Raw genomic sequence first — 23,590 nt, 5'->3', positions numbered from 1 at the left:
CCTCCCGTACTGATCTATCGGGTCGGCGTCCGACCCATGTTCCGGAGGTACGTATGGGCATAACCCGGCCATCGAGAGCGGTGACGCTGACCGCGTCGGCCGCCGCGGGCACCCTGTTGTTCACCGTGCTCACCCCGGGCGGCGCGAGTGCCGACCCGGCGCCGCGCCCGGTGACCCGCGACCAGGCCCCGCTCGGCGACCCCGACCGGGCCGCCCGGGCGCCGGAGGGCGCCGCGGCCCGCGCGCTCGACGACGCGTCCGCGCCCGCGCCCGCCCGCAGCGGCGCCGAGCGCGGCTACCCGCGCGAGCGCCGCCTCGCCGCGGTCCCGAGGAACCCGGGCGACAAGTCCATCAAGCTGGGCCTGACCCCGTACCACGCCATCGCCCCGAAGCTGAACGGGATCCAGGGCATCGGCGACCGGGTGAGCGTGGAGATCGCGGGGCGCTCGGCCGGCGGCCACGACCTGTATCTGGTGACGGTGACCGCGCCCGAGTCGGCGCGCGAGGCCGCCCGGCAGCGGCGGATGCGCGAACGCATCGAGAACGAGCCCGCCGCCGCCGCCGCGGACAAGGCGCTGAAGTCCGCGTACAAGGCACCGGTGTTCATCAACAACAACATCCACGGCAACGAGTGGGAGGGCACCGACGCGGCCCTGAAGCTCATCGAGAAGCTCGCGAGGGCCAAGGACGCGAAGACGCGTGACCTGCTCGCCCACCACCGCCTGTACTTCAACGTCACCATGAACCCCGACGGCCGGATCGCGGGCACCCGCGAGAACGCCAACGGCTTCGACCTGAACCGGGACTTCGTCACCGGGACCCAGTCCGAGACGCGCGCGGTGCGGCGGATCGCCATCGACAAGCAGCCCACGATGATGATCGACCTGCACGGGTACGTGAACGGCACGCTCATCGAGCCGACGACACCGCCGCACGGTGAGAACTACGAGTACGACCTGTTCCTGAAGAACAGCTACGCCAACGCCCTCGGCATGGAGAAGGCCGTCAACGGCCTCGGCTACACCGAGGAGAAGGACGGCGTGCGGCCTGCCGTCATCCCCTTCCGCGACCAGGAGGAGGGCTGGGACGACTGGCCGCCCGTCTTCACCCCGCAGTACATGCCGTTCCACGGCGCGGTCGCGGCGCACACCATCGAGTTCCCGATGCAGGTGAACAACGAGGAGTACGACGCCCGGCCGGTCGCCGAGCTGCGCCGCCGCTCGGCCATCAACACGGACATCGCGGGCGCGGCCATGACGGCGACCCTGGACTACGCGCGCGACCACCGGCGGGCGCTGGTCGCCGACCAGATCGAGGTGTTCCGGCGCGGGGCGGCGGGGGCCGCTTCGGTGGAGATCTCCGAGGAGACGGTGCCGGGCGTGCCGGGCATCGGCCCGGAGGACGTCTACACGACCAGGTTTCCGCGTGCGTACGTGATCCCCGCCGCGGGCCGCGGACAGCGCTCCGGTACGGCCGCCGCCCGCCTCGTGGACCATCTCCTCGCCAACGACGTCCGGGTGCGGCGCGCAACGGAGGACTTCAGGATCGGCGGCGAGCGGTACGAGAAGGGCTCGTACGTCGTCGACATGCGCCAGCCCAAGCGGGGCATCGCGAACGTGATGCTCGCGGACGGCCGTGACATCAGCGACAAGGTGTCCGTGATGTACGACATCTCGGGCTGGAGCCTGGGGCGGCTGTGGGGTGCGACCGTGCGGTCCGCGCCGCAGGGGAACCCCGCCGCGGTGCCGTCGCGCGCGGTCCGGGCCGCGGCCGCGGCCGGACATGTGGCGCCGCGCGGTGACCTGCGGCTACGGCTCGACGACCCGCGTGAGGTCGCCGCGCTCAACTCCCTCGTACGGGACGGCGTCACGGTCCGGCGCCTGAAGGACGGCGGTGTCCTGGTGCCGGGGTCGGCGCGGCGGGCCGCCCGGGACGTGGCGAAGAAGTACGACGTGGAGTTCTCCGCGACCACGGCGCGCGGCGGGGAGAAGGTACGGCGCACGCGCGTCGCCGCGGCGGTGACGCCCGGGGAGCTGTTCGCGCTGCGGGAGATGAACTTCGACGTGGTGCCCGTGTCCACGGGCACCCTCAACGACGGGTTCGACTGGCGCCGGGCCGATGTGCTCTTCGTGTCGTCGGGCCTCGACCGCGCGGACCTCAAGCCCGCGGCACGCGAGCGGCTCGACGCGTTCCTCGCCAAGGGCGGCGGGCTCGTCGGGCGCGGCGCGGAGGGTGCCGCGCTGAACTCGGCCGCGAAGCTGCTCTCCGTCACGGCCGTGCGGGGCAACGGCGACGCCAACGGGGTGGTGCGGGTGCGCAACGCCGGGGGTGCCGTGGCCGGATCGGGGGCCGGGTACGGCTTCGTCTACGCGCCGATGTGGTTCACCGGGCTCGGGGACGGGGTCCGCGTCGAGCAGGCCTACGCCGGTGGGAAGCCGCTGGTGTCGGGGCACTGGCGGGCCGACTCGTCCGGGAACGGGGGGCCGGCCGACGCGGCCGGGGAGGCTTCCGTCGTGAGCGGGGTTTCCGCGGGCGGGGCCCGGGTGGTCCTCTTCGGCACCGAGCCGCTGTTCCGTGGGCACCCGAAGGGGGTGTTCGCCCAGGTGGGCCGGGCATTGTTCGCTGTGCGTTAGGCCCTGACGGGGGTCCCCGAGCCCACCCCTTCCCGTAACTGGGGCTCCGCCCCAGACCCCGCTCCTCAAACGCCGGAGGGGCTGAAACCTTGCCGCAGCGGCAAAGTCCCAGCCCGTCCGGCGATTGAGGACGAGGCGCGGAGCGCCGATGGGCGTCAGCCGACCTTCAGGTCCACCTTGATGTTGCCGCGGGTGGCGTTGGAGTAGGGGCAGACCTCGTGGGCCGCCTCCACGAGGGACTGCGCGGTCGCGGCGTCCACGTTCGGGATGGACGCGGTGATCTCGACCTCAAGGCCGAACCCACCGGCATCGGTGGAACCGATGCCGACCTTCGCGGTCACCGTGGACCCGGAGATGTCGGCCTTCTCGCGGCGGGCGACGACACCGAGCGCCCCCTGGAAGCAGGCGCTGTACCCGGCGGCGAAGAGCTGCTCGGGGTTGGTGCCCGCACCGCTGCCGCCCATCTCCTTCGGCGGGTTGACGACGACGTCGAGCTTGCCGTCGTCGCTGGCGACGCGGCCGTCACGGCCGTTCTCCGCGGTGGCCACGGCGGTGTACTTGACGTCGATCTTCTGAATGGTCATGACTGCCGATTCCTCCTGGGATGTGCCGCGCCGCGCGCCCGCCGACCCGGCAATGTGGAATTACTTTATCGGATTACGGAAGAGACCTTCGGGCCCCGGCCGACCGGGTGCCTCATGCGTCGAGGGCGACGATCATCTTTCCGGTGTTCTCGCCGCGCAGCATCCCGAGGAAGGCCTCGACGCCGTTCTCGACGCCGCGTGCGACGGTCTCGTCGTACTTGAGCTCCCCGGACCGCACCCACGCGCCGACCTCGCGCACGAACTGCGGCTGCAGGTCCTGGTGGTCCTGGACGAGCATGCCCTGAATCCGCAGCCGCTTGCCGATGACCAGGGCCATGTTGCGCGGCCCCGGCGTCGGCTCGGTGTCGTTGTAGCCCGCGATCATGCCGCAGATGGTGATGCGGCCGTGCGGGTTCAGGCGGCTGATGGCGGCCTCCAGGTGGTCACCGCCGACGTTGTCGAAGTAGACGTCGATGCCGTCGGGGGCGGCTTCCTTGAGCTGCTCGACCACCGGGCGCTCGTCGCGGTAGTTGAAGGCGGCATCGAAGCCGTACTCCTCGGTGAGGAGCCTGACCTTCTCGTCCGAACCCGCCGAGCCGATGACGCGCGAGGCGCCCTTGAGCCGGGCGATCTGGCCGACCTCGGAGCCGACGGCGCCGGCCGCGCCGGAGACGAAGACCGCGTCGCCCTCCTTGAAGGACGCGACGTCGAGCAGGCCCGCGTACGCCGTGAGGCCCGTCATGCCGAGCACACCGAGGTACGCCGACAGCGGGGCCGCGTCCGGGTCCACCTTCGTGGCGTGCTGCGCGGGCACCGAGGCGTACTCGCGCCAGCCCGCGAAGTGCAGGACGTGGTCGCCCGCCGCGAAGCCGTCCGCGTTCGAGGCCACGACGACGCCGACCGCGCCGCCCTCCATGGGCTTGTCGAGCTGGAATGGCGGGACGTACGACTTCACGTCATTCATGCGGCCGCGCATATAGGGGTCGACCGAGAAGTACAGGTTCCGGACGAGCACGCGGCCCTCGGCCGGGGCCTCCACGGGGGCCTCGCGGAGCGCGAAGTCCTCCGGGACCGGCCAGCCGTGCGGGCGGCGCACGAGGTGCCAGGCGCGGGCGGTGGCCGGGAGCTGCTCGGGGGTGACGGACATGGGGACGTCCTCCTCAGGCTTCGAGCCGTGATGCTTCATGCGGCTTGATGCTTCATGTACTGAAATAAGCATGCGCTTTGATATTTCATGTTGTCAAGTATTTGGGTATCCTGGCGGGCATGGTCACCCATAAGCCGGGCACTCCCGACTCCCAGGCCGCCGACTCCCAGGCCGCCGAGTCCCGGGCCGCCGCCTCCCGGACCGATCCGCTGACGCTCGAAGTCGTCGAGCTCATCGGCTCCGTCGTGGCGCGGTACTACGAGGAGTACGAGATCGCCGCGGGCAAGCACGCCCTGACCGGTGCACAGGCGCGCGTGCTCGGACTCCTTTCCCTGGAGCCGATGCCCATGCGTCGCATCGCGCAGAAGCTGAAGTGCGAGCCGTCGAACGTCACCGGCATCGTGGACCGCCTTGAGGCCCGCGGGCTCGTCGAGCGGCGGCCCGACCCGGCCGACCGCCGCGTGAAGCTGGCGGCGCCGACCGAGGAGGGCCTCGTCACCGCGCGCAGCCTGCGCGAGTCCCTCGACTTCGCCCGGGAGCCGCTGGCCGAGCTGTCGCGCGCGGAGCGCATATCGCTGCGCGGGCTTTTGCGGCGGATGCTCGGGCAGGACGCTCCCGCCGCCCCGTAGAGCCTGGCTGGTCTGCACAGTCGCTTCGATCGCATGTCACACATCGCATGTCACAAAACCTCGGACCGGGCACGTCTCCATGGGCGGATGAAGGAAGATCCCGAGACCAACGGTGGTGAGCGGTTGTGAAGAGCGAGATCACGGTGATCGGTGGAGGACTGGCCGGACTGGTCTCGGCCATCTCCGCGGCCGAGGCGGGCCCCCGGGTGACCTTGTACGAGGCGCACTCCACGCTCGGCGGACGCGGGCGGAGCACACCCGTCCCGTACGTCGCGCACGAGGGCGCGCACGTCTTCTACAGCGACGGCCCGTGGTGGACGTGGTTGGCCGAGCGCGGAATGGTCGCGGGGGTCGGTGTGCCCCGGGCCAGGGACGTGCGTTTCGGCTTCGTCCGCAACGAGCGGCTCAGGACGGCGCCACCGCTCGGGTTCGCCCGGATGGTGCTGCCCGGCCGGCCCCGTACGGCGCCCGTCGACCAGGACTTCCATGGCTGGGCGTCGGCCCGCTACGGGGAGAGCGCCGCGCGGGCGGCGGCGAACGCGATCACTGCGGTCACCTACGACGCCGACACCGGGCGGCTGTCAGCGGCATTCGTGTGGGAGCTGTTCCGCCGGGTGTTCGCGCCGACGGTTCCGAGCGTGCGCTGGGTCGTCGGCGGCTGGCAGCGGGTGCTGCACCGACTGGAGGCGCGCGCCCGCGAGTTGGGCGTACGGATCGAGTCGAACTCCCGCATCACCGATCTGGCCGACGTGCGGGGCGGGCCGGTGATCGTGGCGACCGAACTGGCCTCGGCCCGCGCGCTACTGGGCGACGACTCGCTGCGCTGGACGTCCGGTCACTGCGTGCTGCTGGATCTGGCGGTACGGCGCGACCGGCGCGACCGGTTCATCACGTTCGACCTGGACGCGGGCGGGTTCCACGAGTGCTACTCCATGCAGGACCCGACTATCGCACCGCGGGGAGAGTCGTTGTTCCAGTTGGACATGCCTGTTCGCCAGGGTGAGTCCACCGCCTCGGCTCGTGCACGGCTGGAGGCGCTCGCCGACCTGACGCTGCCGGGCCGGCGTGAACGAGTCACCTGGCAGCGTTCCGGTACGGCCAAGGGCCGCACCGGCGCGCTCGACCTTCCCGGCCAGACCTGGCGGGATCGTCCGGCCGTCGAACGAGGCGACGGGGTGTTCCTGGCCGGGGACATGGTGGCCGCGCCCGGAATGCGCGGGGAGATCGCCATCCTCAGCGCGCTCCAAGCCGCCGAGAGCGCCGTCACGGCCTGCACCGGAACCCCGAACCTCCTGCGGAAGCACTGACCACACCGGGTCCGAACAGTGCGGGTGGTCTGGCTTTTTGGGGGCGCGGGGAACTGCGCGCTCAGCGCGCGAGAGCCGCAGACGCGTCTGCGGCTTTTTTGTGGCTGGTCGCGCCCACGCGGCGGAGCCGCACATCGAAACAGTCCCGCGCCCCTGAGGGGCAGCTACGTGCACCACCACAGGAAGCGGTCGCACGGCTCGGACGGGGTCGGGTCCGGGTCGGGGTCGCTCGGGGGCTTTGTGGTGGAGGGGCGCGGGTCGGGGTCCGGGTCTTGTGGGGCGCTCGTGGGGCGGGCGGATGTGGGGGCGGGTGCGGGGCCGCCGGAAGTTCCGCTTCCGGCGGAGGCGGGTGCGGAGCCGCTGCCGCCCGGAGACCCGTCGCCGCCCGCGCTCCCGCCGTCGCCCTTCCCGCCCTCGGCCCCCTCGCCGTCCCTGCCGCTGCCCCCGTCCCTGCCCTTGTCCTTCTTGTCCTTGGCGCCCCCGGCGCCCTTGGCGCCCTCCCCCGCGTCGGAGTCCGACGGCGACGGCGAGCCCGAAGAGGACACCGGCTCCGCCGTCGTCCCGGCTCCCGCCGCACCCGCGGTGCTTCCGCTTCCGTCCGGGGATGCCTCGCGGTCCGGGCCGGATGCCGTACGGGGGTCCTGCGCGGCGGACTCGGTGCCGAGTTCGGCGAGGCTCAGGCCGCCCGCGGCGAGCACGACGCCCGTGGCGACGAGGAGCAGCGTGCGGCGCCTGCGGCGGTGCTGGGCCGCCTTGCGCGCCCGCTCCCTGCGGCGGCCACGCCCTCTGGCCCCGCCGCTCCTGCCGGAGGGCGCCCGCCCGTCGTCCGTCTCGTCGACGGCGTCAGGCTGTTCCTCCCGGGCGGCGACGGCCTCCGCGTACTGGCGACAGGCTTCGGCCGGGGTGCCGCACCCCGGGCAGGCGAGGGCGCCGTTGAGGTGCCTGTGGCACGCGTGGCAGTAGTCCATGAGGCATGGAGGCTAAGTGCCACGCCGGTACGGAGGATGCGGGAGCTGTGAAGGTTGTGTGCGGAAGAGAACCTCCCGTACGCCATGCGCGTCACGCCCGGCCCAGTTCGCCCCGCAGCCTGCGGGCCCGCAGTACCAGTTCCAGCTCGAAGCGGCGGTCCGGGTCGTCGACCTCGTCGCCCCACAGTTCCCTTATCTGCCGCAAGCGGTAGCGCACCGTCTGCGGGTGCACGCCGAGCCGGGCGGCCACCTCGGGGGCGCCGCCGCGCGTTTCCAGCCAGGCGAGCAGGGTCTGGGCAAGGCGGCGGCCGTGTGCGGGGCCGCAGTGGTCGAGGGGTGCCAGACAGCGGCGCGCAAGATCCTCGATGAGTTCCTCCGGCTGGAGCAGGACGAGGGCCTCGGTGTGCTCGGTGCAGTACAGGACCTCACCGGCGGGCAGCAGTCCGCGCTCCATCAGGCCGACCGCCGCCTCGGCCCAGCGCAGCGACTTCGCGGCGTCGGCGAGCGGCACGGGCGGGCCGATGGCGCCGGACCAGCCGGTCATGGCGCGGCGCAGCAGTTCGGGGCGGCCCGCGGCGTCCGGTTCCGGTACGACCATGCGGGGCTGCTCGGCCTCCATGTCGAGCAGGACGCCCTCGCCGACGGCGGGTGCGACGGCCTCGCGGGCGGGGCGCAGGAGCACGCCGACGGCGACGCGCTCGGGCAGTTGCCAGCCGACGCGGGCGGCGCGCTCGTCCAGGCCGTTCTCGGCGCCGAGCGCGGAGGCGGCCGAGCTGTCGGGGCGGCGCTCGGAGAGCAGCAGCTCCATGAGTTTGCGCTGGAGCCGCAGGCGCTCACCGGCCTGCCGGGCGGCGGCCTCGGCGTAGCCGCGTACCGACTGGTCGACCAGGCCGTCGAGGTACTCGAAGCCGGACTCGGCGAGCTCGTACATGGCCGGCGGCGGGATCTCGGTCTGCTGGCCGATCTCGGCGAGGCGGCGCCAGGCGAGCCGGACGCCGAGGCGGTAGATGGCCTGGAGCGAGTCGAGGCTGCGGCCGTTCAGGCCCTCGCCGCGGCCGAACTCCTGAAAGACCTCCGGGTGGTAGCGCGGTCTGCCCTCGCGGGTCGCGAGCTGCTGGACGAAGCCCTCCAGGGCGCGGCGGATGCCGACGAGCGCCATGGGCTCGCCGGAGTCGTCGAGGACGACGGGCAGGCCGGGGTATTCTGCGCGGATTTCGCGCAGAATGTCATGGGCGAGCGCGGGCACCTCCTCCAGGGCGAGCGCGGCGAATCTGCGCACCTGGAGCGGCGGCACGTCCCGCCAGGCGGAGCGCGCGGGAGCGGCGGCCCGGTCGGGGGCCCTGGCGGGGTCCCGGACCGGGTCGTGAGCGGCGTCGTGAGCGGGGTCCCGGACGGGATCCGGCTCCCCGGAGACGCCCGCAGGGACGCTTTCGAAGATCGAGGCCACGTCGCTCACTGCTCCTGCTGGTCCCGCTCGGGCGTCTCGTAGTGCACGAGTGGCCGGTTGGGCTGGTCGGGCGTGGCGTTGAGGAGCGCGACAATGCCGAGCGCGGCGCCCACGGCGAGAGCCGCGGCGGCCACGACGGTCAGTGTGGCGGCGAACAGACGGTGCATACGAGGGTCAGCCTCTCTGCTGGAGGTCGTCCCCACACCCTGCCCGCAGGTGCCCAGTGTCGACAACGCATTGACACTGCGTCAAGGGTCCGCCTAGCGTTCGCGACCCATACGGGTCAGTAACCCCGTGGTAACACCGCCGCAGCCTTTCGGACATTCCGGCGGCGACCGTGCCTCACCAGACTCCAACTCCTCAGTAATTCAGCACAGTTGACTCACGTCCCCTGTTCGTTCTCATGGCAGGAGCGCCGGATGCCGCGCCGCACAGCCTCGCCCTTGTCCTTGGTCCTGCTCGGCCTGGGTGCTTTTCTGCTCGTCCTGGCCCCACTCCTTGCCTGGTACGTGGAGCCGCGCGCCAAGCGCACCCCCATCGACATCGACCAGATCACCGTGTTCCGCGGCACGGGCAGCTACTTCGACACCGAGAAGATCAAAACCGTGCACGACCAGCGCCTGACCATCACGCGCCAGGTGCGCGGCGATGTCGCGGACAGCAGCAAGAAGCGCGCGGTCTGGGACGTCTCGACGTCCGTGGACCCGGACAAATCACTGCCCGCGGCCGATCCTCATGACTCTCTGCAGTGGACCCTCGAACGTTGGGTCACCGACCGGAAGACGAACAGACCGGTGCACTGCTGCGGCGAGGAGCCGTATTTCGAGGGCGAGGCGTACCTGAAGTTCCCCTTCGACGTCGAGAAGCGCACCTACCTGTGGTGGGACAACACGCTCGGCGCCACCGTGCCGCTGACCTACCGCGGCCCGAAGAAGATCCAGGGCTACGAGGGCTACCGGTTCACCGGCACCGTGAAGCCCACCAAGACCGGCACCCGGCAGGTGCCAGGACGCCTCGTCGGCCTGCGGCAGGGCCAGGTGCTCGCCGAGGAGTGGTACGCCAACCACGGCATCGAGCTGGTCGCCGACAAGCGCACCGGCCGGATCATCTACGCCGCGATCGGCCCCCGCAAGACGCTGCGGGCCCCCGGCGGCAAGAAGGACCGGACGGTGTTGCTCGACAGCGAGAAGATCGGGTTCACCAAGAAGACCCAGCGGGCACAGGTGGACCTCGCGGACGACGACAGCTCCCGCCTGAAGCTGGTGGGCACGACGCTGCCCCTGGTGTCCGTCTTCGCCGGCGGGGCACTCGCGCTGGTGGGCGGCATTCTCGTCGCCCGGGGGCGGGAAGCAAGGTCGAACGGGTCCCGCGGGGACGGTCCTGGGCCGGATCCGAAGGGTCCACATTCCGATACGTCCCCATCCGCCCTGCAACACAGCACGATGTGATGAGACGTCAGGTCTAAGAAGGGCCGAAATTGTCACCCCGGTGAGTAGCCGCACCGTTCGGTGACACGAAAACTATCCACACCATCAGCGCACAGTCCCCGCACAGTCCCCGCACCACCGGGCCCCACCCCGGACCCGTCCGACCTTCCCTGTTCGCCCCCACGGTTCCGCACCCCGAGACGAGTTGGAGCACCGATGCCCCAGCACGTGCCGTCGCCGCTGCGCCCGGCCGCACCGCGGCCCGCGCGGCCCCTTGCGGCGCTCCCCCCACAACCACGCCGGATCGCCTTCCTCGCCCGCCGTGACCTGGGAAACCCGGCCGCAGGCGGCTCCGAACTGCTCGTCGACCGACTGGCCGACGGCCTGACAGGACACGGCCACCAGGTCACCCTGCTGTGCGGCGGCCCGGCCGCGTACCGCGACTACCGGGTGGTGTCCGCGGGCGGCGACCTCGGTCACTACCTGCGCGCCCGCTCGGCGTTCACCCGCCAGATCGGTGACTGCGACCTGCTGGTCGAGGTCTGCAACGGTATGCCCTACCTCGCCCCGCTGTGGCACCGCGGCCCCACGCTGTGCCTGGTCAACCACGTCCACACCGAGCTGTGGTCGATGCGCTTCCAGGGCCCTCTCGCCCCGGCCGCACGCCTCGGCAGGCGCCTTGAGCACTGGGCGCTCACCGGCGCGCAGCGCGGCAACCTGCTGGTCGCCGTGTCGCAGTCGACCGCGACGGCGCTGCGGGACCTGGGCGTCGACCGCGATCGAATACGGGTCGTGCACAACGGCGTCGAGGAGCCCGGGCCGCTGCACGAGCGGTCGGACGAGCCTTTGTTCCTCGCCATGGGCAGGCTCGTCGAGTACAAGCGCGTCGATCTGCTGCTGCGGCTCTGGGAGCGGGTCCGCCCGGTCACCGGGGGCCGCCTCGTGATCGTCGGCGAAGGGCCCGAGCGGGCCCGCCTCGAACGGCTCGCGGGCCCCGGTGTGCAGTTCACCGGCCATGTCTCCGAGGCCGAGAAGCACCGCCTGCTGTGCGAGTCGTGGCTGCTCCTGCACCCCTCGGCCGTCGAGGGCTGGGGGCTCGTCGTCACCGAGGCCGCGGCCCGCGGGACGCCCGCGATCGGCTTCGACGTACCGGGCGTGCGCGACTCGATAGAGGACGGCGTGACCGGGCTGCTCGCGGGCGGCGAGAGCGCGTTCGCCGCCGCCTGGTGCACACTCGCGCTCAGCGCCGAGCGGCGCCGGTCCTTCGGCAAGGCCGCGGCGGAACGTGCCGCGTCCTTCCGCTGGACGAACACGGTGCGCCAGTTCCGCGCGGTGGCCGCGGAGGCCGTCGCCGCCCACGAGCCGTCGGTGAAGCCGCCGGTGAAGGCGACGAAGGGGTCTGCGTGAAGGACCCTTCGCTGCGCCGCTCCGTGACCCTGTTCCGGGCCTTCCTGCGGGAACAGCAGGAGCCCGAGCGGTGTTACGCGCTGCTCGCCCGCGACGCCGCCGACCAGGTCGAGCGGCACCTGCCCGTCAAGGACCGGGTGGTCGTCGACGTGGGCGGCGGCGGCGGATACTTCACCGAGGAGTTCCGCAGGCGCGGCGCGCAGGCCTATCTCTTCGAACCGGACCCGCGGGAGCTGGGCGCGAAGCCGCCGGAGGGCGCCGTGGTCGCCGACGGCTATCTGCTGCCCCTCGCGTCCGGCGTCGCCGACGTCACGTTCTCCTCGAACGTCCTTGAGCACGTCGACGACCCCCAGACCTTCCTCAGCGAAATGGTGCGCGTCACCCGCCCCGGCGGCCTGATCTATGTGGCGTTCACCAACTGGTACTCACCCTGGGGCGGCCACGAGTGGGCGCCCTGGCACTACTTCGGCGCCGAGCGGGCCCGCGCCCGCTACGAGCGCCGTACCGGAAGAACCGCCAAGCACACGCTCGGCGAGAACCTCTTCGTCCACCATGTCGGATCCACGCTCAGACAGGTGCGGGCCCGCGGCGACGTCCATGTCGTCACGGCCCGCTCCCGCTACTGGCCGTTCTGGGCCGAGACGGTGACGAAGGTGCCGGGTGTGCGCGAAGTCGCCACCTGGAACCTCCTCCTCATCCTCAGGCGGTGTCCATGACCAGCACGGTCCAGGCCCCTCCGCCGGCGGCACTCAAGCCGACGGCGGTCGTTCCCGAGCCCGAAGGAGGGCCGCGCTCACGGCGCTGGCTCTTCGGGTTCTGGGCCGTGGTCCTCGTATGCTTCCTCGCCGTCAAACCGGGGCGGATGACCTTCGACACCAAACTCGGTGTCGCCGTCGACCCCTGGCAGTTCCTCTCCGACCTCGGCCAGCTCTGGCACGACCGGGGCGGCTTCGGCGGCATCCAGGACCAGTACATCGGCTACGCCTTCCCGATGCTGCCGTTCTACGGCCTCGCGGACGCCGTGCGGCTTCCGGTGTGGCTGGCCGAGCGGCTGTGGATGTCACTGATCGTCGCGGTCGCCTTCTGGGGTGCGCTGCGGCTCGCGGAGCGACTGCGGATCGGCAGCCACAGCTCGCGGCTGCTCGGCGCGGTGGTGTACGCGCTGTGGCCGACGTTCACCGTGGTGGTCGGCTCCACGTCCGCCGCGGCACTGCCCGGCGCGTTCCTGCCGTGGGTGCTGCTTCCGCTCACCAACGACCGCGTGACCGCGCGGATCGCGGCGTTCCGCTCGGCGCTCTTCATCCCGTTCATGGGCGGTGTGAACGCGGCGTCCACGCTGGCGTCGCTGCTTCCGGTGGCCCTGTACCTGCTGTCGCGGCCGAACGGGCCGCGCAAGCGCAAGCTGATCACCTGGTGGGTGCCCGGCGTCGTCCTCGCCACCGCCTGGTGGGTGGTGCCGCTGCTCCTGCTCGGCTTCTACGGCGAGAACTTCCTGCCGTACGTGGAGAACGCGGCCACCACCACGGGCACCATGTCGGCCACCGAGACGCTGCGCGGCGCCGGCAACTGGGTGGCGTACCTGCACTTCGGCGAGGCCTGGCTGCCCGCGGGGTGGACCGTGGTGACGGCGGTGGTCACCATCGTCTGCTCGGCCCTCGCGGCGGCCCTCGGCCTCGCCGGGCTCGCCCGCCGTGACCTGCCGGAGCGGCGCTGGCTCGTGCTCACGGTGCTCTGTGTCGTGCTGCTGACCCTCGCCGGGTACGGCGGCGCGTTCGGCGGCCCGTTCCACGGCACGGTGCAGGACTGGCTGGACGGCGGACTCGTACCGTTCCGCAACATCTACAAGTTCCAGACCGGCCTCGCGCTCGCCCTCGCGCTCGGTCTCGCGCACCTGGCGGGCGTCGCGGCGCGGGCGCGCGGGGCCAGGCCGGTGCGGGGGCGGCGGTACGCGCCCCTGATCGCGGCCGTGCTGGTGCTTCCCGGGCTCGCCTGGCCGTATCTGAACGGCTCGATCCTGCAACCCGGTTCGTTCAAGAAGCTGCCGAACCACTGGGAGGCGACGGCCGACTGGCTGGACAAGTACTCCCCCGACTCGCGCGCCCTCGTCGTGCCCGCGACCGCGCACGGCATCTACACCTGGGGCTCCCCCATCGACCAGCCCCTCGACGTGCTCGCGGAATCCCGCTGGGCGCAGCGCGACTATGTGCCGTTCGGCACCAAGGGCAACCGGCGCGCCATGGACGCCGTCGAGCAGGCCCTGATGACCGGAGGACAGGTCCCGGGACTTCAGGACTATCTGACCCGGGCAGGCCTGTACTACGTCGTCGTCCGCAACGACCTCGACCCCGACCAGGTCGGCTACGTCCCCACCGCGACCGTCAAGCGCACCCTGGAGCAGTCCGGGTTCCGGCGGGTCACCGGGTTCGGCCCGACCGAGACCGGCGGCAGGATCGCCGACGACACCCCGGTACAGGTCGAGGGCCTGTACCCGCGCCAGCGCGCGGTGGAGATCTACGCGCCCGGCAAGGGTGCCCAACGCCCCGGCCAGGCCGCCCTGAAGCCGGTGTCCAACACGGCCGTGGTCAGCGGCGGGCCCGAGGCACTGCTCCCGCTGTCCGCCGACCCCGAGATGCGGGACCGGCCCGCCGTGCTCACCGGCGACAACCACCCGGGGCTCGGCTCGCCGCCGGGGCTACAGGCGGTCGGTGACGGCCTGCGGCGCTCCGACACCCGCTTCGGCCTGGTCAACACCAACACGTCGTACCCGTACACCAAGGACGAGAAGAACGCGCCCGACGCGGCCCAGGACCCCGGCGCGAAGCCGCGCCAGATCCTGCCGACCAAGGGCGTCAAGCACCAGACGACGGCCGAGCTGCGCGGCGCCCGGTCGGTGACGGCGTCCAGCTACGGCAACTGGCTGTTCCACCTGCCGCAGTACGACCCGGTGAACGCCTTCGACGGCAACCCCGGCACCGCCTGGGCGGAGGGCGGCACGGGCAGCCCGGACGACGAGTGGATCAAGGCGGAGTTCGGTAGGAAGACCGCGATCCCGTCGTCGTTCAAGGTGACGCCGCTGCCCCAGAGCGGGGTGCGGGCCGCGCCGACGAAGGTGCGCGTGGAGACCGAACAGGGCAGTGCCGTCACCTATCTGCGCGCCGACGGCTCCACGCAGCGCGTCAAGGCCAAGGCGGGCGACTCGGACTGGCTGAAGCTGACCATCCTGGACTCCGAGGCCGCGAACGAGGGCCTGACCGGCGCCGGGTTCGCGGAGATCAGCATCCCCAAGGTGCAGGTCACCAAGTTGCTGCGGATGCCCGCCGACGTCGCGGGCACCGACGGCGCGGACGCCGACGCCACGACGTACTCCATGCACCGCTCCGCCGACCGGAGCGGTCTCTCCCCGGTGACCGCCGAGGCAGGCCTGCACCGCCGCTTCACCACGACGGCCGACGGCAGTCACAAGGTGAAGGCGAGCGCGGTCGCGGTGCCCGGTGGCGCCCTGGACGAACTGCTCTACAAGGTGGCGCCCGAGCAGCGCCGGCAGATCATCGCGAGCGCCGACTCCACGTCCGACCTGGGCGGGCTCTCGGCACGCAACCTCACCGACGGCGACCTGACGACCGCGTGGATCGCCGGTGACCGGCCGGTCGTCCATCTGCGGTGGCCCGGCAAGGTGCCCGTCGGCGAGATCGTGCTGCCGCCCGCGGGCGGCCTGTCGACACGGCCCACGAAGATCGAGATCAGCTCGCCGGACGGCGCCGCGACGGCCGGGGTCGACGAGAACGGCGTCGCCCGCTTCGAGCCGATCAACACCGACCGCATCGACGTCACGATCACGAAGACGGCGCCGCTCACCCTGCACAACCCGATCGCGGACGAGAAGCTGCAACTGCCCGTGGGCCTCACCGAGGCCTACATACCGGCGCTCGACCAGTTCCGCACCGAGCAGCCGAAGCCGAGCCGCACCTTCGCACTCGACTGCGGCGAGGGCCCCGCGGTGTCCGTCGACGGCAAGCTGTACGCGACGAGCGCCAAGGGCACCGTGCGTGACCTGGTGGAGCGGCGGCCCGTCGAGCTCACCCTGTGCGACGACAACGAGCGGCTGACGTCCCTGGACCTCAGTGCCGGGCAGCACCGCGTGGAGGCGGGTGACGGCGGCGCGCTCGCCGTCACCGACATCAGCCTCACCCACGGCACCCCGGGCAGCGTCGACACCGCGACCCGCGAGATGAAGACCAAGGACTGGCTGGGCGACCGGCGCGAGCTGACGGTCGGGGCGGGCGCCGCCTCGTACCTGACGACGTACGAGAACGTCAACGACGGCTGGAAGGCCACCCTGAACGGCAAGGAGCTGCGCTCGGTCCGCCTCGACGGCTGGCAGCAGGGCTGGCTGGTCCCGGCCGGCGGCGGCGGCACCGTCAAGCTGACCTACGAGCCGTCCACGGCGTACGAGGCCGGGCTCATCGGCGGCGGTGTGGGCGTCCTCGCCCTGGTGGGCCTGGTGTTCGTGCGCCGCCGCCACCCGAACCCGGACGGCCCCGACCTGGCTCCGCCCGCGCCGGGACTCGTGCTCGGCACGGTGGCGCTGACCCTGGTCGGCGTGGTCGTCGCGGGCTGGTTCGCGCTCCTCGTGCCCGCGCTCGCCCTCCTCGCCCGGAAGCGGCACGCACTCCTCGTGCCGGTCGCGTTCCTGGCGATGGCCGCGGCGGGTGTCGCCGCCGCGACGGGCGCGGGCGAGGCGACGACCGCGGACGAGGGCGCCTTCGGGCACACGGCCCAGGTCCTCGCGTTCATCGCGCTGTTCGCGGCCCTTGTGAGCGGCCGGGAGCCGGTCGCCGCGACCGCGACGGCCGGCAGCGCGGGTCCGGGTGCTCCCGGAGCGCACGGCGTCCCGCCCGTGCCGCCGCCACTGCCGCACCGCACGCGCGAGGACGAAGGTGACGACGGACCGGGCGCCGCGCCCGGTGCCGGTGCGCGGGAGACGTCCCTGAACGTCCCCCCGTACGCCGCGAGTCCCACCCTCTCCGCCCGCGGCCCCGACCCCCTGCGCAAGGACACGCCCGGGCAGGCCGCCGGCCCGCACCCGGCTGACGGCCCGCACCCGGCTGACGGCACGGACGCGGGCCGGGCCGACGGCCCCGCGTCGGAGACCCCCGACGAGGGCACTCGCCGGATACGGGGCAGCCGTCCGGCACAGGAACCCCGCCCGGGAGAGGACAGCGCGCCATGACCGCCCTGGAGAACCCGGCACGGCGTGCGGAGGGCCCCGGCCGCCCGCCGCGCCGGGTGCCGTTCCCCGTCGTCGACGAGGTGTCCCGGCACTGCCTGCAGGAGCAGGAGCCGGAGACCGTCCACATCGAGGTGCACCTGCCGGGCACCCCCGACCCCGGGCGCCTGCGGGCGGCCTTCGGCGAGGCCCTGCGGCGCCATCCGCGGATCCTCGTGCGGGAGGCGCGCGGTTCCTGGTACCGGCGCCGCTACGAGTGGGAGCTCACCGACGGGCCCGACGTGGAGGTGGTCGGCTTCCCCGCGCCCGAGCGGGACGCCCTGAAGCGCGCCAGGGAGCGGGCCCTGCGCGACGCGCCGCCGCTCACCGCGTCCCCGCCGATCCGCCTGGAGGTCGTCGCCGACCCGACGGCCGACGGCGACTCCTGCGTGCTGTTCCTGACCATCAACCACACCGCCCTCGACGGCCCCGCCTGTCTGCGGGTCCTCGCCACCGCCGCCGAGCTGTACGGCGGCCGCGACAACGCGCCCGCGGCGCCGCCGACCCGCGCCCCGGTGGCCGCGGACACCACCGGCGCGCCCGAACCGCGGGCGGCCGGTGCGGGGTCGCCGTGGGCGGCGCCCGCGCGGGTGGCCCACGGCACTCCCGAACGATCCGCGGGCAACGGCATGCTGGTCGCCGAGCTGCCGGTGCCCCGCCGCCCCAAGGGAGCCCCGTACACCGTCAACGACCAGCTCATGGTCGCGACCGCCCTGATGATCGCGCACTGGAACCGGGAACACGGCGCGAAGCCGAAGCCGCTGCGCATCACCATGCCCGTCGACGACCGCCCGCGGGACATGACGATGCCCATGGGGAACGGCACCCGCCTCGTCGAAGTGCCGTTCGCCGCGGACGAGTTGCTGCCGATGGGGGCGGGCGGCGGCCGGGGCGGGGCCCGGGGCCCGCGGGTCCTTGGGCCCGAGGACCTGCGGCCCGCTGAGATCCGGGAGCTCCTGCGCCGCACCTCCGACCGCACCCGCGCCCTCAAGGCGCTCTCACGGCCGCAGCTCGGCCACGGCGCCGCGCTGCTCACGGCGCCCGTCGTCCCGGTGGCGCTGCGGGCGGCCCTCACCCGCGGGCTGCGCAGGGCCGCCGCGCCCTGGACCTCGACGACGCTGCTCAGCAACATCGGCCGGGTGCCCTACGCCCTCGACTTCGGGGACGCCGGGGCCGCGACCGCGGTGTGGTTCTCCGCGCCCGCCCGCATGCCGCGCGGCCTGACCGTGACGACCGCGTCCACCGCGGGCCGCCTGCACCTGGCCCTGCGCTGGTCGAGGACGCTGCTCAGCCACGGTGACGGCGCCCGCCTGCGCGACCTCTTCGAGCGCTATCTGCACGCCACGCAGGACCTCCAGCCGACCACGGGGGGCGGCGGCTCATGACGGCTGTCACCGGAAGCAGCGGAAGCATCGGCACCACCGGCGCTACCGGAAGCACCGGGGCTACCGGCACCACCGGAAGCACCGGAAGCACCGGAAGCACCGGAAGCACCGGAAGCACCGGAAGCATTGACACCGCGCCCCGCACCCGGGAGGAGCCCGCGCGCCCGCGCCACCTGCGGGACTTCTACGAGAACCCGGACGTGCCCGTCGCGTCCGGTGCCGCCCGCAGCCTGCGCCAGGCCCGGATGCTCGCCGACGCGCTCGGCCCGGCGACGCGCGGCGCCCGCGTCGTCCTCGACATCGGCTGCGGCGACGGCAGCGCGGCCCGCGTCGCCGCGCCGCTGCTCGCCGGGCACCGTGTCGTCGGCGTCGACTGGTCCCAGGACGCGCTGCGCCGCGCGGGCGGGCATCTGCCGTACGTCGTACGCGGCGAACTCGGCGACGGCGGGCTGCCGTTCGCCGACGGCGCGGCGGACGCGGTCCTGTTCAGCGAGGTCATCGAACACCTCGTGGACCCCGACAGCGCGCTCGACGAACTGCGCCGGGTCCTGCGGCCCGGCGGGCATCTGATGCTGTCCACGCCCAACCTGGCGGCCTGGTACAACCGGGGGCTGCTGCTCGCGGGCGTGCAGCCGGTGTTCTCCGAGGTCAGTCTGCGCGGCATCCACGGCCGCCCCGGCCGTGAGGTCGTCGGGCATCTGCGGCTCTACACCGCCCGGGCGCTGCGGGAGTTCGTGGCCGCGTCCGGCTTCGACGTCGTCAAGCTCGCGGGCGCCCCCTTCCACGGCGTGCCACGGCCGCTGCGCGCCCTGGACAGGATCGCGTGCGCCGTGCCGGGCGCCGCGTCCATCCTGCTGCTGCACGCCCGAAAGGCGTAGCCATGTGGTGGGGGGTGGCCGCGGCGCTGCTCGCGAACCTGCTCTACAGCACCGGATTCGTCCTGGAGAAGCGGGCCCTCACCGCGATGCCGTCGGTCAGCGTCCGGCAACCGGCCCGGCTGCTGCGCCAGGTGATCTCAAGCCCGCTGTGGATCGGCGGTTCCCTCGCCCTCGCGGCGGGCTTCGGCGCGCAGCTCGTCGTCTACCGGACCCTGCCGATCGCGGCGGCCCAGGGCATCTTCGTCTCCGGTCTGGTGCTGCTCCTGCTCCTGTCCGCGGTGCTGCTCGGCGAGCGGACGTCGGGGCGTGAGCGGTACGCGGTCGGCGCGATCCTTCTCGCGCTCCTGATGGTCGTGCTCTCCCTGAAGGAGGGCACGGACACCGTGGGCGAGGACGCGCCCGCGCCCCTCGTCCTCACCGTGTGCCTGCCGTCCCTCGCGCTCGGCCTGTGGCTGTACGCGTCCGCCGAGCGCCGTACGCGCAGCAGGCACCGGCAGCCCACGACCGGCGTGGAGTACGGCGTCGCCGTGGGCCTGCTGTACGGGGTGAGCTCCCTGGCGATCAAAGGGGTGTCCAGCCACCTCACCTCCGACGGGATCGGCGGCGCCCTCGTCGACCTGCTGCGCTCCCCCTACCCCTACCTTCTGCTGTGCACCGGTGTGTTCGGCCTGATCATGTCGCAGGCGGCGCTCCAGCGGTGCCGCGCGTCCCTGATCGTGCCGGTGTGCACGACGGTGACGTCGCTGTTCACCGCGGTCCTCGGGACGCTCGCGTTCGGTGAGGCGCTGCCCGACGACCCGGTGCGGCTCGCGCTGCGGGTCTCGGGGACGGCGCTCGCGGTGGCGGTGCTCCTGGTGATGCCCAAGCACGACCCGCCGCCGCCCGCCCCGGCCACCGAACCCGGCCCCGCCCCCAAGGAGTTGCTCCCCTGATGAATCCCGACGACCCCCTTCTGAAGATCCTCGCCTGCCCACTGGACAAGGGCCCCCTTGTCCTGCTCGAACCCGAGGAGCAGGTACTCGACAACGTGGGCGAGGCCCGCGACGTGACCCCGGCGGCGGGCCCGGGCCCCGGCCCCGCTTCCGCGGCCGCCACGCCCGAGCAGGCCCTCTACAACCCGCGGCTGCGCCGCCGCTACCCGATCGTGGACGGCATACCGCAGCTCCTGCCCTCCTCCGGTGAACAGGTCCCGGAGGACGAGCACGAGCGCCTCCTGAAGCGGATCTCGTCGTGACGGGCGGTGCGCGCGGGAGCGGCCCGGGCGGGAGCGGCCGTGGCGGGAGCGGCCGTGGCGGGAACGCTCCGCGCAAGACCCTCGCCGCCCGTATCGCGCCCCGGCTGCCCACCCGTGCCGTGGCCGCCGCGGCCAGCTTCGTCTACCCGCGCTTCGAACCCGAACTGGCCCGCCTGGACGACCTCTGCCCGCCGGGCTGCGGCACCGCGGTGGACGTCGGCGGCTGGTACGGGCCCTGGTCGCGCCGCCTCGCGGGGAAGGCGCGCCGGGTCGTGACGGTCGAGCCCGTCCCGCATCTGGCGGCCCTGCTCGCCGCGGCCACACCCGCCAACGTCCGGGTGATCCGGGCCGCGGCGGGCGACCGCGAAGGAACGGCCCGGCTCTGGCTGCCGCACGGCGACCGGGGCGACCGGGGGGTGTCCTCGCTGGTGCGCAGGGACGACGTGCACGCGACGGCCCTGGACGTGCCGTGCCTGACCCTGGACGGACTCGGCCTGCGCGACGTGCACTTCATCAAGATCGACGTGGACGGCAACGAGCTGCCCGTCCTGCACGGCGCCCGCACCCTACTCGACCGGGACCGGCCCGCGCTCTTCGTCGAGCTGGAGGCCCGCATCCAGCCCGTGGCGCCGGTCGTCGACCACCTCGCCGACAGGCACGGCTACCGCGGCTGGGTGCTGCCCTCGCACACCTGGGTGCCCCTGGACGCCTTCGACCTGGAGGCCCACCAGCGCGCCACTTCGTACGTGGTCACGCAGGGCCTGCTGCGCCGCGTCCTCATCCCGCGGCCACGGTACGTGAACTCCGTGCTCTTCCTGCCGGACGGGCGGCGCCCGGGGGACCGCGCGGTGCGGGACCATGGAGCGCATGCCCGCTAGCTCCGCCGCCGGTCCCGGATCAGGACCGCCCGCGCCCTTCACGCCGCTCGACTTCCAACTGGTCCTGCTGCGCCGCATGGCCGACCACAACCCGGGCCTCGTCGAGGACGCCAGGCACCAGCTCGGGGTGTCCGTGGCGGACATGCGCGAGGCCAACCGCCGCTGGCAGGCGATGCTGCGCGCCCGCGGCGGCCGCGCCGCCGTCTCCCGCTACCGCTCCGTCCTCGGCCCGCCCGAGTCGACGGCGACCCGGCGCGTCGGCGACCTGGAGTGCGAGGCGCTCCTGTGGCCGGTGCCGCTCTGGCCCGACCTGCGCTTCGAGGTGCTCCTCGGACCGAAGGCCGCGGTGTGGAACGAGTGGCTGATCCGCGCCCCCGGCACCCCGGGCCCGCCCCTGCGCACCACGGCCGACCTCACCCCCTGGTCCTGCACGGTCGACGAGGCCGCCCGCGCCTTCGCCCCCGCCCGCCCCCTGGAGGGCACGGCACCGACCCGCTGGCGCCTGACTTTCACCGCGCCGGACGCGGAGACGGGGGCGGGGCGGCGCTGCGTAGCGGAGTTCACTTGGGGGTTGTTGCAGCGGGTGTCGTGGGGGGAAGGTCACCTTTAGCGACGTAACGCTCCCATCGGGTCGCCGTGCAGGCACTGAGTACATACGAGGAGTACGACACGTGGAACCCGAGCCCCTCCTTCCCGCCCTGACGGCCCCGACGGACGCACCCGCCCTGCGCTTCGGTGATCGTGCCCTCACGTACGCCGAACTGGCCGACGCCGCGGGCGCACTGGCCGCCCGTCTCCGCGCGGCCGGGGCGGCCCGCGTGGCGGTCTGGGCGACGCCCACCCTCGAAACGGCGGTGGGCGTGGTGGCGGCCCTCCTCGCCGGGGTGCCCGCGGTGCCGCTCAACCCGAAGTCGGGGGATGCGGAACTGGACCACATCGTGCGGGACTGCCAGCCGTCGGCGGTACTCGTGGCCGAGGGGGCCGTGTTGCCGCGGCGCCTCGCGGGGCTGCCACGGGTGGATGTGCGCCTGGACGTGGAGGCACCGCGAGCGGCAGTGCGCCTGGACACGGAGGCACCGCGAGCGGCTGCGCGCCTGGACGTGGAGGCGCCGCGCCCTGCCTCGCCCGGGCCCGCCGGGGCGGAGACCCCCGCCCTGATCGTCTACACCTCCGGTACGACGGGACCGCCCAAGGGCGTGGTCCTGCCCCGACGTGCCCTCGCCGCCACCCTGGACGCGCTGGCGGACGCGTGGGGGTGGACCGGTAACGACGTACTCGTCCACGGCCTGCCCCTCTTCCACGTCCACGGACTGATCCTCGGCGTCATCGGCCCGCTGCGCCGCGGCGGCTCACTGCGCCACCTGGGCCGCTTCGACACCGAGGGCGTGGCCCGTGAACTGGGCGGCGGGGCCACGATGCTGTTCGGCGTCCCGACGATGTACCACCGCCTCGCCGAAGCGCTGCCCGCCGGACCGGAGTTGGCGAAGGCCCTGGCAGGGGCGCGCCTCCTGGTCTCCGGCTCGGCGGCGCTGCCCGTCCACGACCACGAGCGGATCGCGTCCGCGACGGGCCGCCGTGTCGTGGAGCGGTACGGCATGACGGAGACGCTGATGAACACCAGCGTCCGCGCGGACGGCGAACCGCGGGCGGGCACGGTGGGAGTCCCGCTCCCCGGCGTCGAACTCCGCCTCGTCGACGAGGCGGACACCGAACTCCCCGGCGACGACCCGGAGGCGGTGGGCGAGATCCAGGTCCGCGGCCCGAACCTGTTCACCGAGTACCTCAACCGCCCCGAAGCGACCGCCGCCGCGTTCGCCCCCGGCGGCTGGTTCCGCACCGGCGACATGGCTGTACGGGGCACCGACGGCTATGTACGCATCGTGGGCCGCAAGGCGACGGACCTCATCAAGAGCGGGGGCTACAAGATCGGCGCCGGCGAGATCGAGAACGCGCTCCTCGAACTCGGCGGCGTCCGCGAGGCCGCCGTCACCGGCGAACCCGACCCCGACCTCGGCGAACGCGTCGTCGCCTGGATCGCGCCCGCCGACCCGAATGACCCGCCGTCCCTCGACGACCTCGCCGCCCACGTCACGGCCCGCCTCGCCCCGCACAAGCGCCCGCGGGTCGTCCACTATGTGGCGGCGCTGCCGCGGAACGACATGGGTAAGGTCCTGAAGCGCTCACTGACCGCGGGCTGAGCCCCGTCCGGAACGCCTCGTCCGGAACGCCCTGTCAGCGCGTGGTGAACCACGCCGCGAGTACCGATCCCGCGCACGTTCCCACGGCCGCGAGGAACCGTAGGGGAATGCGCTGCAGGGTCATGCGAAATCCGCCGATGCGGATGTCCAGTGCGGGGATGCTGTGGTCGACTTCCATGGCTGACCCTCTCCCTGGTACCGG

Annotated in this window: 20 protein-coding genes; 14 read left to right on the top strand and 6 right to left on the bottom strand. The window is 73.1% G+C overall.

Annotated features, from left to right (window positions below; translation table 11 throughout):
- The first annotated feature begins 53 nt into the window (after positions 1 to 53).
- Positions 54 to 2,633, top strand: coding sequence for a M14 family zinc carboxypeptidase (locus IG78_RS0123435; protein ID WP_030566353.1), 2,580 nt, complete (start codon positions 54 to 56; stop codon positions 2,631 to 2,633).
- A gap of 155 nt (positions 2,634 to 2,788) precedes the next feature.
- Here IG78_RS0123435 and IG78_RS0123430 read toward each other — a convergent pair whose 3' ends face one another.
- Both IG78_RS0123430 and IG78_RS0123425 read right to left on the bottom strand, forming a co-directional pair.
- The gene (locus IG78_RS0123430; RefSeq protein WP_030566351.1) at positions 2,789 to 3,217 is read right to left on the bottom strand and encodes an organic hydroperoxide resistance protein; all 429 of its coding nucleotides are present in this window, start codon (positions 3,215 to 3,217) and stop codon (positions 2,789 to 2,791) included.
- A gap of 112 nt (positions 3,218 to 3,329) precedes the next feature.
- On the bottom strand, positions 3,330 to 4,364 hold the full coding sequence (locus tag IG78_RS0123425; RefSeq protein WP_030566349.1) for an NADP-dependent oxidoreductase: 1,035 nt from the start codon (positions 4,362 to 4,364) through the stop codon (positions 3,330 to 3,332).
- 119 nt (positions 4,365 to 4,483) lie between these two features.
- Between IG78_RS0123425 and IG78_RS0123420 the strand changes: the two genes are divergently transcribed.
- Together IG78_RS0123420 and IG78_RS0123415 are read left to right on the top strand one after the other, a co-directional pair.
- Entirely contained in the window at positions 4,484 to 4,993 is a 510-nt protein-coding gene (locus tag IG78_RS0123420; RefSeq protein ID WP_225882170.1) for a MarR family winged helix-turn-helix transcriptional regulator, read from the top strand.
- Between the two features lie 125 nt (positions 4,994 to 5,118).
- A complete protein-coding gene (locus tag IG78_RS0123415) occupies positions 5,119 to 6,300 on the top strand; it encodes an FAD-dependent oxidoreductase (protein ID WP_030566345.1) in 1,182 nt (393 codons plus the stop codon).
- Positions 6,301 to 6,464: 164 nt separating this feature from the next.
- Here the strand turns inward: IG78_RS0123415 and IG78_RS44250 are convergent, their stop codons facing one another.
- The 3 genes from IG78_RS44250 to IG78_RS50225 form a co-directional block, all read right to left on the bottom strand.
- A complete protein-coding gene (locus IG78_RS44250; RefSeq protein ID WP_030566343.1) occupies positions 6,465 to 7,268 on the bottom strand; it encodes an SCO2400 family protein in 804 nt (267 codons plus the stop codon).
- A gap of 91 nt (positions 7,269 to 7,359) precedes the next feature.
- A complete protein-coding gene (locus IG78_RS0123405; protein WP_037685911.1) occupies positions 7,360 to 8,562 on the bottom strand; it encodes a PucR-like N-terminal domain-containing protein in 1,203 nt (400 codons plus the stop codon).
- Positions 8,563 to 8,720: 158 nt separating this feature from the next.
- The gene (locus tag IG78_RS50225; protein ID WP_169749715.1) at positions 8,721 to 8,882 is read right to left on the bottom strand and encodes a hypothetical protein; all 162 of its coding nucleotides are present in this window, start codon (positions 8,880 to 8,882) and stop codon (positions 8,721 to 8,723) included.
- Between the two features lie 252 nt (positions 8,883 to 9,134).
- On the opposite strand from IG78_RS50225, the gene pgfA reads away from it, so the two are divergent.
- The 11 genes from pgfA (at position 9,135) to IG78_RS0123345 (ending at position 23,388) form a co-directional block, all read left to right on the top strand.
- Positions 9,135 to 10,163, top strand: coding sequence for a cell envelope lipid trafficking protein PgfA (gene pgfA / locus IG78_RS0123395; RefSeq protein WP_030566339.1), 1,029 nt, complete (start codon positions 9,135 to 9,137; stop codon positions 10,161 to 10,163).
- 195 nt (positions 10,164 to 10,358) lie between these two features.
- Positions 10,359 to 11,549: a glycosyltransferase family 4 protein gene (locus IG78_RS0123390; RefSeq protein WP_030566338.1), complete on the top strand. Its 1,191-nt coding sequence runs from the start codon at positions 10,359 to 10,361 to the stop codon at positions 11,547 to 11,549.
- Positions 11,546 to 12,265, top strand: coding sequence for a class I SAM-dependent methyltransferase (locus IG78_RS0123385; RefSeq protein WP_030566336.1), 720 nt, complete (start codon positions 11,546 to 11,548; stop codon positions 12,263 to 12,265). The genes IG78_RS0123390 and IG78_RS0123385 overlap by 4 nt, the downstream gene beginning before the upstream one ends.
- Positions 12,262 to 16,779, top strand: coding sequence for an alpha-(1->3)-arabinofuranosyltransferase domain-containing protein (locus tag IG78_RS0123380; RefSeq protein WP_063760791.1), 4,518 nt, complete (start codon positions 12,262 to 12,264; stop codon positions 16,777 to 16,779). The genes IG78_RS0123385 and IG78_RS0123380 overlap by 4 nt, the downstream gene beginning before the upstream one ends.
- Positions 16,776 to 18,200 (top strand): condensation protein, encoded by a 1,425-nt coding sequence (locus IG78_RS0123375; protein WP_030566332.1) that lies wholly within the window; start codon positions 16,776 to 16,778, stop codon positions 18,198 to 18,200. Before IG78_RS0123380 ends, IG78_RS0123375 begins: the two co-directional genes overlap by 4 nt.
- Complete coding sequence (locus IG78_RS0123370) at positions 18,197 to 19,078, top strand: class I SAM-dependent methyltransferase (protein ID WP_225882169.1); 882 nt, start codon at positions 18,197 to 18,199, stop codon at positions 19,076 to 19,078. Before IG78_RS0123375 ends, IG78_RS0123370 begins: the two co-directional genes overlap by 4 nt.
- Before the next feature lie 14 nt (positions 19,079 to 19,092).
- Positions 19,093 to 20,010 carry a hypothetical protein gene (locus IG78_RS0123365; protein ID WP_037685908.1) on the top strand — a complete coding sequence of 306 codons (918 nt, stop codon included), beginning with the start codon at positions 19,093 to 19,095 and terminating at the stop codon, positions 20,008 to 20,010.
- Positions 20,010 to 20,312: a Trm112 family protein gene (locus tag IG78_RS0123360; RefSeq protein WP_030566327.1), complete on the top strand. Its 303-nt coding sequence runs from the start codon at positions 20,010 to 20,012 to the stop codon at positions 20,310 to 20,312. The genes IG78_RS0123365 and IG78_RS0123360 overlap by 1 nt, the downstream gene beginning before the upstream one ends.
- A gap of 92 nt (positions 20,313 to 20,404) precedes the next feature.
- Positions 20,405 to 21,190 (top strand): FkbM family methyltransferase, encoded by a 786-nt coding sequence (locus tag IG78_RS0123355; protein ID WP_030566325.1) that lies wholly within the window; start codon positions 20,405 to 20,407, stop codon positions 21,188 to 21,190.
- Positions 21,171 to 21,800, top strand: a complete 630-nt coding sequence (locus IG78_RS0123350; protein ID WP_030566323.1) for a hypothetical protein — start codon at positions 21,171 to 21,173, stop codon at positions 21,798 to 21,800. Before IG78_RS0123355 ends, IG78_RS0123350 begins: the two co-directional genes overlap by 20 nt.
- A 61-nt stretch (positions 21,801 to 21,861) precedes the next feature.
- On the top strand, positions 21,862 to 23,388 hold the full coding sequence (locus IG78_RS0123345; RefSeq protein WP_030566321.1) for an acyl-CoA synthetase: 1,527 nt from the start codon (positions 21,862 to 21,864) through the stop codon (positions 23,386 to 23,388).
- A gap of 34 nt (positions 23,389 to 23,422) precedes the next feature.
- Here IG78_RS0123345 and IG78_RS49385 read toward each other — a convergent pair whose 3' ends face one another.
- Positions 23,423 to 23,566, bottom strand: a complete 144-nt coding sequence (locus IG78_RS49385) for a hypothetical protein (protein WP_157855860.1) — start codon at positions 23,564 to 23,566, stop codon at positions 23,423 to 23,425.
- Positions 23,567 to 23,590: the final 24 nt, after the last annotated feature.

This window comes from Streptomyces aureocirculatus (assembly GCF_000720475.1).
In the GTDB taxonomy this organism is placed as follows: Bacteria; Actinomycetota; Actinomycetes; order Streptomycetales; family Streptomycetaceae; genus Streptomyces; species Streptomyces aureocirculatus.
The sequence above is the reverse complement of the archived record's forward strand: the minus strand, read 5'-3'. Positions and strand labels throughout refer to the sequence as shown.